Raw genomic sequence first — 16533 nt, 5'->3', positions numbered from 1 at the left:
CAGCACCAAAGAATCCAACTTGATTATACGTTGAAACCTTTTCTAATATAATAGGGCCCAATTGTGGTAAGAGCATAATGATGATGCCATTGATTGTAAAAATAAGTAGTTGATCTAAAATGCCTTTATCCCAACCCTTATGGACCTTCGTATAACGTATTGTCATTATAAAGGCGATAACACCTGTTACAAGACTAGATACCCCGTACATGGCAGCAACCATCATAAGTGACCATTGGAAAGACATCCCTAGTAATAGGGCAGCAGCAGCAGTTACACCTTGTAGTACAGAAATAATAGCTGTAAATTGCATGCGTTCTGTTACTTGGAAGTAAGCCATTCCAACACCTTGTAAGGTTGCTCCGAACATTGTTGGTAGAACAACCCAATATACCATCGCGCGTAAGTAAGCATCGGGATAGAAGAACTGGGCAAAAATAGCGAAAAGTACAGAAATTACGATAGCTAATATTAAACGAATACGTAAGTAACTACTTATTAGCACGCTAATATTAGCATCGCTTCTCGTTCCTTCACGCATAAACGTATGTGTTAAACCTGCATCTGTAAAGTAACAAATAACAGCTGAAACTGCTAACGCAGTTGTAAACATACCGTAATCACTTGGAGAAACATACCTTGCAAAGAAAATTGTTGCAATAGCCAGTACAAAACGGACAGTAATGTTTCCTACAAACAGGTAGGATGCGTTTTTTAGAATTTTATTTGTTTTCATGAGAAAAGACCTTTCTATTCTTTAGGACCCGGTTAGCTTGTCCTATTTGTAAATTTGATTTGTTCACAGAAAGAGAGAGTATCGTTATATTTTCAGTTTAAGAAAACAGAAATTTAATTCGTACAAACCAAAGCATTGCATATAGTTTTTTACTACGTTTTCCATTCTTTGAATAGATTTTACGGCAATATTTCTTTATATCTTTTTTGATTAATTGAACTTGTGATTTATCTAATTGAGAGTTTTCTTTAATATATATACAAGCGTTATTGATGACTGTATAAGGGAATAAATAAGTCTCAAGAATTTCAATAAGTAACTGAGAATCTTTTGTAATGAAATCTTGAGATTTATTATGTACCCATTCCTTCATACGATTGAATACTTCCAGCTCTTTTGTCGTTTTTAATTCATAATCTTTATACTTAGAAGAAAGATTTCCTTCTGATAAGATTCTATAATAAGTTAAGTATTCATGGACATAACATACATTTGTCACACTCATAAGTTTAAATAAAAACTCTAAATCTTCGCCCCAACTACATTCTGGTGTAAAACGAATGTTATGATCCATTACGATGGATCGTTTGAAAATCCAAGTACTTGTTTGAGCAACAACTTGATGCGTTAGGAATGCTTTTGCCATATCACCTTTAATAAAGTTTGTTGTATGTTCAACCTTCTCACCTGTTTCTTCGTAGAAATTCATATAACCACAATAGCAAGCGTCCATGTTGTTTTTATGCATACTTTCGACTTGCTTCTCAATTTTAGTTGGATGCCATAAGTCATCGCTATCAAGAAAAGCGACATATTCTCCACTAGCATTTTCAATACCCGTATTACGAGCTACTGAAACACCTTGGTTTTTTTGATGAACGTATTTTACTTGCCCTGGATATTTTTCAGCAAGGTTTTTCACAATAGAAGGTGATTGATCTTTACTTCCATCATCTACAATTACAATTTCGATATTTTTATATGTTTGATCTAGTATTGACTGCATCGTTTCTTCAATATATTTTTCCGTGTTATACAGGGGTATGACAACAGAAACAAGTTGCTTTTGTTCCATCATAGAATTTTTATCTCCTCAAGTTTTTTATGTCTTGCATCATATATACAAGCCTTTTGAAAGGAAGAAGATTACAAGAACATCTGTATAAGTTTAACGCATATAAACTTTGTAAATCAACTTTCTATTAAAAAGGTGGCGGGAAGTTAGATTCTTATGGTTAATTCTCGTATTTCAAACAGCTTTATCATGTCTCTTGCATATAACTTCTTATTCATGTCATTTTAACTTATTAGTTAAGTAGGATGTATCTATCTTAACGATTGTGAAGGCGAATAAATTATTATTAAGAATAAAAAACCTCTTAATTTTTGCAATAAATTAAGAGGTTTTTTATATTAGCTATGAAATATTAGGTTAGTCTTTGTCTGGCTCAGTTGCATTTAATTTTTGCTTTAGTAACGCATAATCTTGCGTTAATGTTACAAGTTGATGATGTTGTTTAGAAATTTTTCTTGTTAGGTCAAAAATTAAGATGAAACAGAATAATAGTCCAAATAAGAATAAAATGGAAGGGGGATATTCTACTTTTAATAGTTTTCCAATCCAGTTTATAATTTTATCGGTAGAACTTAAAATAGCCATTGCAATACAAACAAAAATCCATAAAACAGCATATTTCGTTTCTAAAGTTCCACGGCGAATGGAATTAATAATTAATAATAATAATAATAAAATAAAGATGAATGAAAAGGTAATTATAGGCATTTATTATCAACCTTTCACGATTTTTTGCATCAATATAGCAAGACTTACTTTAATCATGTAATATGCAGATTTAAAAGGTGTGATAGAAGATTGTCCACCTTGTCGCTCTTGCATATTTACAGATATTTCATTAATGCGAAGTTTTTTCTTTTTTAAATGAATAAGAACTTCTGGTTCTGGATAATCTTTTGGATAGTTGTGTGCAAAAATTTTAATTACTTCTCGATTGATAGCACGATATCCAGAAGTTGGATCCATAAATGTTTGTTTTGTTAGTACTTTCAATAGGGCAGTAAAATAAAAAATACCGATCCTTCTGGAAATACTACCTTTATATGCTGTTTTTTCTGTAAAACGTGACCCTAGCACCATATCGCATTCATCTTCAGCGATTGGCTTTATAATTTTATATAAATCATCTGGATTATGTTGTCCATCAGCATCGAACTGAATCGCAATATCATATCCGTTCTCATATGCGTATTTATATCCAGTTTGTACAGCTGAGCCAATACCTAGGTTATATGGTAAATTCACAAGGTGAACAGGAAAATCTTGTACGATTTGAGCTGTTTTATCGTGTGATCCATCATTAATAACACAAATGCTTAATCCTGTAAAATGCTGTTTTAGTTTTAATAATCTTGTTAATGTATCTGCAATTGCTTCTTCCTCGTTATACGCTGGAATAATAATTAACGTTTTTGGTATTGAAATTGGTACTTCAATAGTCATTACCGCACCATCCCTTATATACTTAATCATATTATGGTTATTTTTAAACGAACTTTATTTAATATACCATTAACAGTATAACAAAATAAAGGAAAAGCTGGTGCATGATTTAGGAGAACAGATTGAGAATAAAATGGTAAGAGGTGATATTTTGTATAAAAAAATACATGCAAGGAAGAAAAAATCTGTGCATGTATATGGAAGAGTATTGTATTAAATATTCCAAGGTTTATTTAAAGTTAAAACCTCAGCCATTTCTTTGCTTTTTAAACGTCCTTTTTTTCTATTTTCCGCACGTTCTGAACCGGTTGTGTATAACCAATGTTCTTCCTCAGTTTCAGGTAGTACTTGTGGTACCGACGAAGGTTTTCCATCTTTTATTGCTACAAATGTAATGAAGCAAGTAGCAGCAATTCTACGCTCGCCTGCTAATAAATTTTCTGCGATTACTTTTACGAAAACTTCCATTGAAGATTTCCCTGTATAACATACAAATGCTTCATAACAAACAGAATCAGCCTGGTGAATTGGAGTTAAAAAATCAACTGAATCAATAGATGCTGTTACGCAATGTTTACGACTATGTCTTGCAGCCGCAATCGAAGCAATACTATCAATTTCTGCTAATAATTTCCCTCCAAAAAGTGTTTGGTGATTATTTAAATCGTTAGGAAAAACACGTGTTGTCTTAATTGCTTTAGATTCTCGCATGAATTTCTTTTCCATATATTCAGCCCCTATAGTCTGTTTTCAATCAGAATAATATGTGTAAGCGGATTACTCATATTAGATATTTAATGAAGTAAAGTGTATTCCAAAAGAGGATTATTTAAACTTCTGTATTTGTATTCATGTAACTGAAAGAAAATTTATTTTATCTAAAATGTAGTGTAAAAGAGGATTCGCTTACATTGCAAGTAAAAAGTAATGACTATGTATTTGTCATAGAAATTCTCTATCAGCCGTGTACTCATTCATGATAGAATCGTTTTGTTATGAATGGAAATAGAGGTGCAATGGACATATGAATCATATACAAACAAATTTTTCATCTTTCTTTAATAAAATTACAATCGGTGCGATGCTCGCATTTTTTGTTTATAGTTGTTGGGCAGCATTTGAGAAAAGTAAGCAATTTTTTGGAGGAAGTACAACAAGTGTAACAATCATATTAGCAATTTTTATCATACTCATTTTGTTAGTGGCATCAATTCTACAATATCGTTTTACAGATAAACAATTTCTTATTTTTCTTATAAGTATATCTATAGTTGTGAGACTTAGTATGCTGTTATTTGTAGACGCTCCAATAATTGGTGATCTGAAAGTGATGTATGAGTCTGCAAAGCAGATTGCAATTGGTAATAATATAGAGACTGTAACTCATTTGCCTTTTATTATATATGAGTCAGTAATTATTCGTATATTTGGTGATACATTATTCGCTTTACAACTATTTAATGTGTTATTTTGCGCAGGAACCGCATTTTTTATTTATCGTATTGCAGCAATGGTTTTTGGAGAAGAATGCGGTCGTATTGCTTCTATCTTTTATGCTCTGTATATTCCAAATATATTCATGAGTTCCGTATTAACTCCTGAGTCACTTGCAATATTTTTATTTTATTTTGCTTGTTACATACTTTTATATAAAGGATTAGATCATCCTTATATGTGGGTATTTTCAGCGATTTTATTTGCATTTAGTAATATGATTTTCCCAATGGGATTATTTCTTCCTATTTTTATCACGGTATATGTATTATTAATCGAAGTATTTCAATCAGCAACGAAACAAAAGGTGTTACTAAAGATGATAGGGATACTTATTCTATTTTATAGTGCCCATTTTGGTGTGAATTATGGAATTAAGACAATGGGAATGTCACAATATACGATTGCGAATGAGACGTATGTTCAATCTGTTTTAATTGGAAAAACGCAACATGAAGAAAAAATATCGAAAAATCAAAGTGTAACAGAGCATATTGATCAAAAGTTAAAAGAGATTGAGGGAGAAAGATTTAAACTTTTAGAACCGATGATAAATCAGTTTTCAGATGAGGGGATAAATTCTATTCTTTTCAAATATGAAAAACTGATATATATAGCCGTAACATTGTTTATGACTATAGCTCTATTACACTTCCTTATTAAGAAACAACAAAATGAGGGATATATGTTGTTCTTATTTTTAATTAGTGGATACGTATTGTTAAAGCTCTTCCAAGTAGATATGGCATATTACAATGTAATTATGCCAGCATTGTTTATTTTGCAGAGCTTTGGTGTTTATATGAGTTATGTGTATTGTCAAAAAATATTTTTCAGAAAATAAAAAGAATCCATTCTGGATTCTTTTTTTGATGGAAGATGAAATTTAGTAGTTAGTACAGATGAAAAGTATGCTTGACTACTAAATTTCATCTTATCGATTTAGTTCTAGTTGCAAATTATCGGCTGTTAGAGCCATTTGTGAGGAATCATCTTGAATTCCTTTCATTACTTGTGAAATAGCTTGTAGTTCGTGTTCAATTTTCTTATTCTGTTCTTTTGAGTTAGACATATCTTTTACGATTTCTTGGAAGTATCGATCTGTTGCCGACATACTATCTGTTCCTTCCGATACGAGAGAGCTAATTTGTTTCACAGAAGACGAGACACGAGTAATTTGTTCATTTGTTTTTTCGACGAGCTTTGTAACGTTAAATATAGATTCTTTCGTTTGCTCTGATAATTTTCGGATTTCGCCAGCAACAACAGAAAACCCTTTCCCAAATTCTCCAGCACGTGCCGACTCAATAGCAGCATTTAGTGCGAGTAAATTTGTTTGCTCCGCAATCGATTTAACAATATCTATGATTTCATTAATTTTGTTAGAAATATTGAGAAGTTCATGAGTATCTGTAATAATCGTTTCCATATTCATTTGAATAGATCCCATTCGTTTGTTTTGCTGGTTTAATTGTTCTTTCCCTTTATTCGCTTTTTCTTCAGATGTTGTAGCTAATGATGTACCTGTTTTAGCAATCTCTACAATAGTTTCAGATTTGGCGGTTAGTTTTTGAATAGAAGAGCTTGTTTTTTCAGATACAGCAGCTAGTTCTGTTGCGATATGCGTAATTGTCATAGCAGTTAATTCTTTTTCTTTCTCATGCTCTTTTTGCATTCTTTCATATTCAGATTCATAAGCTGCAAGAACAAGTTCTTGTTCAAGAGTGAATAATTTATTTATAACATTTATAGAATATGAAAAATCATCGATTGTCGTTATTTTTGTTTGCAAAATCTTCATGATAGAGCGGAATAATTCTTGATAAGCAGCAGTATACCATTTTCGATGTAAACCAATTTGTACATGCCTTTTGGCAATCCTAACACGCTGTTCAATAAAATCTTCATGCATATTGCCGCTGAATAATTCTTTAATATGTGTTTTTAAAGTTTGTTTTAGTTTTGGAATAGAGCTGTAACGCTCAATAATAGTAATTAAATTAGGTTGTTTTGTAATGTTGGCATAGAATTTTTCAGTAATCCAATCAATTTCTGCATAAATAAAAGGCTGTAGCACTTTTACAACTTGTAAATCTTCTTTTGAAATATGTAGCATATCCATTTGAATTTTTAATTCAGAATTAGTAGGTACATTAAAAGTTATTTGTTGGTTCTTACTTAATTCGATTATACTGGCATTTGTTTTATTAATATTTTTTTTGAAAACCCCAAGCATCATTCTTCCCCCTGTATATAAAACGTTTTCAATTTTAAAACTAATATAGAGTAATTATATATGCTTATATATAATTACTCTATATTAGTTCGTTGAATAGTATATAAATTAAGAGAATTCTATCTAGAATTCTCTTAATGGCCTTTATTAATTTTAGCATGTGTTTTAAAGAAAACAGGGAAATGCACATTATATATTACAGTGACGACACGAATAACGAATGTTACTAATAAACAAACATAGAAAGCTAATACGTGCGCCCCCATAGCGTGTGTAATTAGGAAGCTAATTGCTCCTAAGATAGAAGCGATTGCGTAAATCTCTTTTCGGAATACGTAAGGGATATCTTGAGCACAAATGTCACGCAAAATACCGCCTCCAATACCTGTAATGACTCCCATTGAAACAACTAGAAATGAGGCGTCAACATGATGTGACATTGCCGCATTTGCACCAATAGCTGTAAAAACGCCTAAGCCAACAGCATCAGAAAGCATAATAACGACTTGAAGTTTATTGATACGCTCAAAAAACATACAAGTAAATAATGCTGATAATACACTTACGAAAAAGTAAATGGGTTTTACAAATGCGACAGGGGGCAGGTTACCAATCATGATATCACGAATAATACCGCCGCCGAGCGCAGTGGCTACAGCTAAACAAAGGACACCAAATAAATCTAAATCTTTTTTTAAACCAACTAATGTACCAGAAATGGCAGCGGCGATAATGCCAAGAAACGTAAATATATCGATTAATAACATGGCCTTAATCCCTTCCTCTTAAAGATGTTCCAGAGAAAAAATATACACTAAAGTATTGGAAATAACAATTACTTTTCGCTACATGTAGAAAAACGGATAAAATTCATAAAGAAAGCGTTTGAAAATGTTTGGAAAATAACCATAAAGTAATCTGAAAAAGATATGAAAAGATTAATTTTACATTTTTTGATGTTGTTAATTTGGTGAAATATTACAATTAGAGGTGAGATATTTATATTTGTATAAAATGATAAAAAAATATGTATATACTGACAAAAATAAGGGGATGGTTGTTAGATAGATTTTGTAAAAATAGGGGAGTATAGCTAAAGGACGATGATTTTTATTACTTATTAATACTTGTCCTGGCTAGTTTTAGCTGGAAAAATAGTTCTCGATTTGAATATGAGTTATGTTATAATTGCTAGGTGTGTTTGAATGATAAAAAATTATGATTAAAAGATAATGTTAAGATTTTGTATGGAGGTCTTGGAATGTTAGCAAATCAAGCTAGGGTTAGATTTGAGCATTTTTTGCTCTTTTTTATTATTTTACAGCCTGTTTTAGATTTATTAACGTCTCTTAGCATCACTTTATTAAAGTCAAATGCTACCGTTGGAATTTTAGTAAGATTCCTTATTATGGCTGTTGGTGGTATTTACATTTTAATTCAGGCAAAAGAGAAGGAAAATAGAAAGTTTTTAATTTATCTTATATTATTAGCCGGAGTTTTAGGGATAGGGTTTATTAATAACAAACTAGTTAAAAATCCTATTGTACTTGGTGAAGAGGTTAAATTCGTTGCGAAAGCATTGTATATATATATCATGCTGGGATCATATATTTTAGCTTTAAAATCATTGAAAAAGACAGTTAATATTAGTGATAAGGTTCGAAATAGTATTGTATATTCTACATTAATCATTAACGCAATTATGGTTATTTCTATTTCAACATCTACTGACTTTGGTAGTTATGAATGGATGAAGGTTGGTTCTCGAGGTTGGTTCTATGCAGGGAATGAACTAGGTTCAATCTTAGCTATTATTTTCCCTATTGTGGTACTATATTCTATTCAAAAAACAAAGAGCTGGAAACACATTTTATATTGGATTCCATCACTTTTAATGATTTATTCGCTAATTCAAGTCGGTACAAAAGTTGGAATGGGCTCAATTGGTGCTACGTTAGGGGCAGCAATCGGAATCATTGTACTACAATTATTATTTGATAGAAAAAATCCGAACAAAAAATCCCTTGCGCTTAATGCAGTAATTGCTATGGTCCTATTAGCTGGTGTAGTTGGGACGTTTAAACAAACACCATTAGCACAAAATATGGGTATTCACAATAATTATTTATCAGAGCAAAATGTGGCACAGCAAGGTCAAAAAGAAAAAGAAATTAAAGAGAAGCTGAAAAAAGAGCAAGAACTTAAAGCAAAAGAAGAAAATCATCATAAAGTTGAAAAGCCAGAAGAAAAGGCGAAGATAGAAGAGGAAGTTAAGAAAGAGCTTGAGAAAGAGCAAAAGAAAGAAAATCAAGAAAATCTTATTTTCAGTGGACGTCAAGTATATGAAGAAAGACATAAGCAGTTCTTTAAAGAAGCGCCAATGTCACAAAAGTTATTAGGAATGGGTTATGCAGGTAACTTTAAATACAATGAACAAAAGCAGCCAGATCCAAAACTAATTGAAATGGACTTCCATGATTGGTTTTATGATTTCGGGATTATTGGCTTTGTATTACTAATGATTCCATTTATTTATTACGGGCTAAGAATTTTACTAGCATTTGCTACGAGATTTAAGGACATATTCAATATAAAATATGGAATGATTTCAGCAAGCTTATTGTTAGCGTTAGGTATTGCTTATATTGCAGGACATATTTTAACAGCACCAGGAGTTGGGATTTACTTTGTAGTGGTGTTAGCTTATCTAATAGTAGACCTAGAAATTGAATGATAAAAATAAAAGCTAACTTTTGTTAGCTTTTATTTTTTAGTACAGTAAAATAAAAATAGATGGAAACGTAGCGAGGATTTAAAGGAGGAAAAAATATGAGAATATTGCATATGAATGCAGGAGCAGAAGATGGGGGAGGGAAAACACATATTATTTCACTTCTCGATCAGTTTCCAACTGGTGAAGTAGAATTAGCAGTATTTGAAGATGGAATTGTTGCGAAGGAAGCAAGGGAGTTAGGGATAAAAGTCCATGTGTTTTCACAAAAATCGCGCTATGATTTATCCATTTTAAAGAATATAAGTGAATTTATTAATAAAGAAAAATTTGATGTAGTTCATACACATGGCCCTAGGGCTAATTTCTATGTTTCTTTAATGAAAAAGAGAATAAAGGCAAAATGGGTAACGACTATTCATAGTGATCCATTTCAAGACTTTACTAAACAGGGCTTAAAAGGTTGGATTTTTACGAAATTAAATTTGAAAGCCTTAAAAAATATAGACTTATTTTTCGTTGTAACAAATAGATTGAAAAAAAGCCTGGCAGCATTAGGTATTTCAAATGAAAAGATGCATGTTATTTATAATGGAATTGAATACGATAAGGAAAAAGCAGAAGGCTATAATAAAAAAGAAATGTTCAATATTGATGAAGATGTATTTACGGCAATCCAAGTAGCACGATTACATCCTGTCAAAGGACATGAAGTTTTATTCGATGCGTTACAACAAACAAAATTAGAGAAAATTAAAGTATTATTAGTTGGCGATGGCCCATTAGAAGAAAATCTAAAGTCATTAGCTACTGAAAAAGGGATTAACGATAAAGTAGAGTTTTTAGGACATCGTCAAGATGTAAAACAATTATTTGCGTCGTCACATGTAAATTTATTAACTTCCCATAGTGAAGGGTTCCCACTAGTTTTATTAGAAGCGGCAAATCAACGCGTACCATCAATTGTGACTAGGGCTGGAGAAATTGAACCATTAATCGTAGATGAAACTTACGGATGGATTGTGCCAACAGGTGATGGAAAGGCATTAGCATTAGCTTTAGAAGAAGCGTATGATAAGTGGAAAACTGGAGAGTTAGCAGCAATGGGTAAACATATTTATGAGCATGCTACTATGAACTTCTCACTTCAAAAACTATATGAAGATACAAAGGAAACATATAAGCAATTAATAGCGAAAAACTTGTAATGATAGAGAGGATAGTTAACTATGGCAGTACAAACAGTTGATATTCTAGGCGTTCCTTTTTCTACAATGACAATGGATGAAACGGTCCAATATTTAAAAGAACAACTAGAAGCGGAGCGAACTCATACGTTTCAGGTAGTAACAGCAAACCCTGAAATTGTTATGTGCGCAAAAAAGGATGAAAAGTTCTATCAAACATTATTGAATACAGATTTAATTACACCTGATGGTATTGGGGTTGTAAAGGCAAGCGGGATGCTTGGTACACCTTTAAAAGAACGTGTAGCAGGTTTTGATTTAATGTGTAATTTACTTGCGAAGTTATCTGAAGATAGTAAGCCGGTATCTGTTTTCTTATTAGGTGCAAAGCCGCATGTTGTACAAGCTGCAGCAGATCATTTAACAAAGACATATTCAGCTGTATCCATCGCCGGTATACAAGATGGTTATTTTAAACAAGAAGACGAAGAGAATATTATTTCTCGCATTCAAGAAGCAAAACCAGATTTATTACTTGTTGCACTTGGTTTCCCGAAACAAGAGAACTTTATCCAAAACAATAAGCATCGTTTAGAAACGAAAATGGCTGTTGGAGTGGGTGGAAGTTTAGACGTATGGGCTGGAGAGGTAAAACGTGCACCAAAATGGATTCAAGCGATTCATTTAGAGTGGTTTTATAGATTATGCAGTAATCCAACACGCTGGCGTCGTCAGTTAGTATTAGCGGAATTTTTAAAAGAAGTAATGCGTTCGAAAAAGTAGCGAAATATCGCTGCTTTTTTTATTTGTTCATTTTTAATAAATTGAAACTTTAATCAGTGAGGCATCCCTACTGATTATTAGCCCTCACCAATCGGGATAGACGTTTTACTTTTTGGGAATGATGAAGGAGAAATTTTTTACACAAAAGTATTTTACTTATACAATTCACACATGTAAAATTATGTGTAAAGACACCTGTGTGAGGAGGACTTCTAGTGGGCAAGGTAAAAGAAATTTCGAAGCGCAAACTACTTGGTATAGCTGGGCTTGGATGGCTATTTGATGCAATGGATGTTGGAATGCTTTCATTTGTAATGGTAGCCTTGCAAAAGGATTGGGGATTAAGTACGCAAGAAATGGGCTGGATAGGTAGTATTAACTCAATCGGTATGGCAGTAGGAGCGCTTATTTTTGGGATACTATCAGATAAAATAGGGCGAAAATCAGTCTTTATTATTACATTATTGTTATTTTCTATCGGTAGTGGTTTAACTGCATTAACAACAACACTTGCAATGTTTCTCGTTTTACGCTTTTTAATTGGTATGGGGCTTGGCGGAGAGCTTCCAGTTGCCTCTACACTAGTATCAGAGAGTGTTGAAGCGCATGAGCGTGGGAAAATTGTTGTGTTATTAGAAAGTTTTTGGGCAGGTGGATGGCTAATTGCAGCTCTTATCTCGTATTTTGTTATTCCTAAATATGGTTGGGAAGTTGCGATGGTATTGAGTGCAATTCCAGCACTATATGCTTTATATTTAAGATGGAATTTACCGGATTCCCCAAGGTTCCAAAAAGTTGAAAAAAGGCCATCTGTTATTGAAAATATAAAATCAGTTTGGTCTGGGGAATATCGTAAAGCAACAATTATGCTATGGATTCTATGGTTTTGTGTTGTCTTTTCCTATTATGGAATGTTCCTTTGGTTACCGAGTGTAATGGTGCTAAAAGGATTTAGTTTAATAAAAAGTTTCCAATACGTACTTATTATGACATTAGCTCAACTTCCAGGATATTTCACCGCTGCTTGGTTTATTGAACGTCTCGGTCGTAAATTTGTTTTGGTTACGTATTTAATTGGGACAGCTTGCAGTGCCTATTTGTTTGGGGTTGCGGATTCATTAACAGTATTAATCGTGGCAGGTATGTTACTATCCTTCTTTAACTTAGGTGCTTGGGGAGCATTATACGCCTATACACCTGAGCAGTATCCAACCGTTATTCGTGGTACAGGTGCAGGAATGGCAGCAGCGTTTGGGCGTATTGGTGGTATTCTTGGACCATTATTAGTGGGGTATTTAGTTGCCTCAGAAGCTTCACTATCATTAATATTTACGATTTTCTGCGGATCAATCTTAATTGGTGTATTCGCTGTAGTAATACTTGGACAAGAAACGAAGCAACGAGAATTAGTATAAAGTGAAATTTTAAATGTATGCCTGATCGTTTATTACCCTACACTACTCGGCTCTTTCTAGGCAGTTAATGTAGGATAAAGGGGGAGAGGAAACCGAAGGGGTTTCCTTTTTTCTGTTTTTTTAGATAAATAATGGTATAGTAAGAAAAAGGATTATTTCTTATAAAAGCGAATGTATACAACAGGACATATGGACAAAGAATTAGGTGGTTGAAGAAATGAAAATTTTACTGATTATGGAAGAGGCAGAAGAGAGAAGAGAGTTAGCTGAAAATTTCACTGAAAATATGAGAAATGTAGAATATTTTGAAGCAAAGACAGGAACAGAATCTTTATTTATGATGAAAAAACATATACCAGACTTTGTTTTTTTAAGTTCCAAATTACTAGATGGTACTGGTTTTGAATATGCAAGTTTATTACGAGAAATAAATTGCTATACAAAATTTATTTTTGTAGGTGAAAACATAGAAGAATCTATTACAGCTTTTCGTTTCCAAGCATTTTATTATTTATTGCGACCATTTCGTGAAGAAGATTTACAATTTCTTTTATATAAAATAGGTAAAGAACAAGGCGAGAAAGCAAAGAGTTATTTGCGAAAACTACCGATAGAAAGTCAAGAGGGCATACGATATATTCTTCCAGAAGATATCGTATATGTAAGTAAAAATAAAGAAAATAAAACTGTTTCAATTTACACAACGAATAATCAGTATATTTCAACATATACACTTCAGGAATTAGAAAATAAGCTAAATGCATATGATTTTTTACGTGTACATAAAAGCTATTTAATTAATATGTCATATGTAAAAGAACTGAAACCTTATTATAATGGCACGTATAATTTGTATTTAGATAGGTATGATGAGCAACCGATTCCAGTCAGTCGTAATTATGTAAAACGCCTTCGAAATAACATTGAATTATAGTAGATAATGAGAGTATTTTAACATGATAAACTGAAAATCCTTCATGATAGGGAGGATTCAAGTTAAATATTCAGAAAATTTAGTACAATCTCCACTAAGAAATAGTATTGGGGGAATTGTATGTGAAGACATTGAAATCGATCTTACTTTGGGGCGTTATTACAGCAGTAGGAGCAGGTGCTTTTGGGGTAATAGCTTTATCACAAGGTGAAACCATTAATGCTGTATGGCTCTTAGTAGCTGCCGTATGTGTATATGCAGTTGCTTATCGCTTTTATAGTAGATTTATAGCGAGAAAGGTTTTTAATTTAGATGATAATCGGCAAACACCAGCCCATACATTAAATGATGGGAAAGACTATGTTCCAACAAATAGGTGGGTATTGTTTGGACATCACTTTGCAGCGATTGCTGGAGCGGGACCTTTAGTAGGACCGATTTTAGCGGCACAAATGGGGTATTTACCAGGGACCATTTGGATTATTGTTGGGGTAGTTGTTGCGGGGGCTGTCCAAGATTTTGTTATTTTATTTGCTTCAATGAGACGTAATGGTAAATCGTTAGGAGAAATGATTAAAGATGAGATTGGACCTGTTACAGGACTAATTGCAATGATAGGTATTTTAGGAATTATGATTATTTTATTAGCAGTATTAGCGTTGGTCGTAGTAAAGGCACTAATCGGAAGTCCTTGGGGAATGTTTACGATAGCAGCAACGATTCCTATCGCTATTTTAATGGGAGTTTATATGCGCTATATTAGGCCTGGTCGTGTTGGAGAAGGATCAGTAATCGGTATTATCCTACTTATTTTATCTCTTGTTGGAGGACAGTATGTAGCAGAAAATCCAACACTTGCAAGTATGTTCACATTTAGTGGTGAAACAATTGCTATTATGCTTATTGTATATGGATTTATTGCATCTGCATTACCAGTTTGGATGCTTTTAGCACCACGTGATTATTTAAGTACATTTTTAAAAGTTGGAACAATTGTAGGGTTAGCAATCGGTATCTTAATTGTAGCACCAGATTTACAAATGCCAGCAGTTTCGAAATTTATTGATGGAACTGGTCCTGTGTTCTCTGGAAACTTATTCCCATTCTTATTTATTACTATTGCTTGTGGTGCAGTGTCTGGATTCCATGCTCTTGTTTCATCAGGTACGACGCCGAAGATGATTGAGCAAGAGGGACACGCACAGCCAATCGGTTATGGAGCAATGTTAATGGAGTCGTTTGTAGCAGCGATGGCGATGATTGCAGCTTGTGTATTAACACCGGGAACGTATTTTGCAATTAATAGTCCCGCAGCACTTATCGGTACAGATGTCTCGCAGGCAGCTCAAGTTATTTCCTCATGGGGATTTGCTATTACACCAAATGAATTAAAAGATCTTGCTGTAAATGTTGGAGAGCAAACGATTTTATCACGTACAGGTGGTGCGCCAACATTAGCGATAGGTATGGCATATATTTTCTCACAAGTAATAGGTGGAACGGCCATGATGGCATTTTGGTATCATTTTGCGATTCTCTTTGAAGCCCTATTTATTTTAACAACGATTGATGCCGGAACGCGTGTCGGCCGATTTATGATTCAAGATATTTTAGGGCATGTATATAAGCCATTTGGGAAAACGGATTCTACATTAGCGAATGTAATCGCTACAACATTATGTGTATTAGGATGGGGATATTTCTTATACCAAGGGGTAATAGATCCGCTCGGTGGAATTAATACATTATGGCCACTTTTCGGTATTGCAAATCAAATGCTAGCAGGTATTGCATTATTACTTGGAACGACAATTTTGTTCAAAATGGGGAAAAAGGCGTACGTTTGGGTAACACTTATTCCAACTGTGGGATTGCTTATTGTAACAATGACAGCTGGTTATCAAAAGCTATTTCATGAAAATCCTAAAATCGGATTTCTATCTCACGCGAAGGTGTTTCAGGGAGCGTTAGATGAAGGGAAAGTGTTAGCACCAGCTAAAAATGTTACTCAAATGAAGCAAATTATTTTTAATGATTATATCGATGCAGCGCTTTGTGGGATTTTTATGATAGTTGTAATCGCTGTGTTAATTTCAGCACTTCGAATTTGGATACAAGTATTAAGAAATAAGCCAATGCCGTTAAAAGAGGCACCATATATTCCTAGAGATGAAAGTGAGTCGAGGAACTATGCTTAAAAAGCTGTGGCAAGTATGGGGGGAAAGGAAGCGCTTTATTAGTTTGCTCGTTGGGGTACCAAGTTATGAAGTATATGTGGAGCATATGAAAAAGCATCATCCTGAAGAAGAGGTTTTATGTCAAAAGCAATTTTTTGCTGAGGCACAAGAAGCAAGATTTAACGCAAAGGGTGGAAAAATATCACGCTGTTGTTAATGAAAAAGGGCGAGTTTTCGCCCTTTTTATTTTTTGCTGTTTCACGTGGAACAGCAAAAAATAAATAAAAACTTTGGGAATTATAGGGATTTCGTATACAATAAA

15 protein-coding genes and 1 pseudogene are annotated in these 16533 nt (G+C 33.3%); 8 read left to right on the top strand and 8 right to left on the bottom strand.

Annotated features, from left to right (window positions below):
* The 5 genes from MR107_RS17765 to MR107_RS17745 form a co-directional block, all read right to left on the bottom strand.
* Nucleotides 1–736 (bottom strand): oligosaccharide flippase family protein (locus tag MR107_RS17765; RefSeq protein ID WP_242292566.1); only part of this gene is annotated, 736 nt, incomplete at its 3' end.
* 97 nt (nt 737–833) lie between these two features.
* Entirely contained in the window at nt 834–1814 is a 981-nt protein-coding gene (locus MR107_RS17760) for a glycosyltransferase family 2 protein (protein ID WP_000970530.1), read from the bottom strand.
* A gap of 354 nt (nt 1815–2168) precedes the next feature.
* Nucleotides 2169–2519, bottom strand: coding sequence for a DUF2304 domain-containing protein (locus tag MR107_RS17755; RefSeq protein WP_001121774.1), 351 nt, complete (start codon nt 2517–2519; stop codon nt 2169–2171).
* A gap of 6 nt (nt 2520–2525) precedes the next feature.
* Nucleotides 2526–3254: a glycosyltransferase family 2 protein gene (locus tag MR107_RS17750; protein ID WP_000151539.1), complete on the bottom strand. Its 729-nt coding sequence runs from the start codon at nt 3252–3254 to the stop codon at nt 2526–2528.
* Between the two features lie 213 nt (nt 3255–3467).
* Complete coding sequence (locus tag MR107_RS17745; RefSeq protein ID WP_000412123.1) at nt 3468–3980, bottom strand: acyl-CoA thioesterase; 513 nt, start codon at nt 3978–3980, stop codon at nt 3468–3470.
* A 298-nt stretch (nt 3981–4278) separates the two neighbouring features.
* Here MR107_RS17745 and MR107_RS17740 point away from each other — a divergent pair, with 298 nt between their 5' ends.
* Complete coding sequence (locus MR107_RS17740) at nt 4279–5592, top strand: ArnT family glycosyltransferase (protein WP_001015630.1); 1314 nt, start codon at nt 4279–4281, stop codon at nt 5590–5592.
* 90 nt (nt 5593–5682) lie between these two features.
* Here MR107_RS17740 and MR107_RS32010 read toward each other — a convergent pair whose 3' ends face one another.
* The 3 genes and pseudogenes from MR107_RS32010 to MR107_RS17730 all read right to left on the bottom strand — a co-directional run bounded on the left by MR107_RS32010 (nt 5683) and on the right by MR107_RS17730 (nt 7751).
* Entirely contained in the window at nt 5683–6384 is a 702-nt protein-coding gene (locus MR107_RS32010) for a methyl-accepting chemotaxis protein (protein WP_370658441.1), read from the bottom strand.
* Between the two features lie 54 nt (nt 6385–6438).
* Nucleotides 6439–6984: pseudogene (locus MR107_RS32005) on the bottom strand (protoglobin family protein); the annotation flags it as partial.
* Between the two features lie 134 nt (nt 6985–7118).
* Nucleotides 7119–7751, bottom strand: a complete 633-nt coding sequence (locus MR107_RS17730) for a trimeric intracellular cation channel family protein (RefSeq protein WP_000924371.1) — start codon at nt 7749–7751, stop codon at nt 7119–7121.
* 494 nt (nt 7752–8245) lie between these two features.
* On the opposite strand from MR107_RS17730, the gene MR107_RS17725 reads away from it, so the two are divergent.
* From MR107_RS17725 to MR107_RS17695, 7 genes are all read left to right on the top strand, one after another.
* Nucleotides 8246–9718, top strand: a complete 1473-nt coding sequence (locus tag MR107_RS17725; RefSeq protein WP_000880755.1) for an O-antigen ligase family protein — start codon at nt 8246–8248, stop codon at nt 9716–9718.
* Nucleotides 9719–9813: 95 nt separating this feature from the next.
* A complete protein-coding gene (locus MR107_RS17720; RefSeq protein ID WP_001221227.1) occupies nt 9814–10923 on the top strand; it encodes a glycosyltransferase family 4 protein in 1110 nt (369 codons plus the stop codon).
* A 21-nt stretch (nt 10924–10944) separates the two neighbouring features.
* Nucleotides 10945–11685 carry a WecB/TagA/CpsF family glycosyltransferase gene (locus MR107_RS17715; protein WP_000290747.1) on the top strand — a complete coding sequence of 247 codons (741 nt, stop codon included), beginning with the start codon at nt 10945–10947 and terminating at the stop codon, nt 11683–11685.
* Nucleotides 11686–11900: 215 nt separating this feature from the next.
* Complete coding sequence (locus MR107_RS17710) at nt 11901–13100, top strand: MFS transporter (protein WP_017657617.1); 1200 nt, start codon at nt 11901–11903, stop codon at nt 13098–13100.
* 217 nt (nt 13101–13317) lie between these two features.
* Nucleotides 13318–14034, top strand: a complete 717-nt coding sequence (locus MR107_RS17705; RefSeq protein WP_017657618.1) for a LytR/AlgR family response regulator transcription factor — start codon at nt 13318–13320, stop codon at nt 14032–14034.
* Nucleotides 14035–14156: 122 nt separating this feature from the next.
* Complete coding sequence (gene cstA / locus MR107_RS17700; protein WP_017657619.1) at nt 14157–16232, top strand: carbon starvation protein CstA; 2076 nt, start codon at nt 14157–14159, stop codon at nt 16230–16232.
* The gene (locus tag MR107_RS17695; protein WP_000914503.1) at nt 16225–16428 is read left to right on the top strand and encodes a YbdD/YjiX family protein; all 204 of its coding nucleotides are present in this window, start codon (nt 16225–16227) and stop codon (nt 16426–16428) included. Before cstA ends, MR107_RS17695 begins: the two co-directional genes overlap by 8 nt.
* Nucleotides 16429–16533 lie beyond the last annotated feature (105 nt).

The sequence above is a fragment of the Bacillus cereus group sp. BfR-BA-01441 genome, from assembly GCF_022663075.1.
Lineage (GTDB): Bacteria > Bacillota > Bacilli > Bacillales > Bacillaceae_G > Bacillus_A > Bacillus_A cereus.
This window is presented reverse-complemented; position numbering and strand designations above follow the sequence as displayed.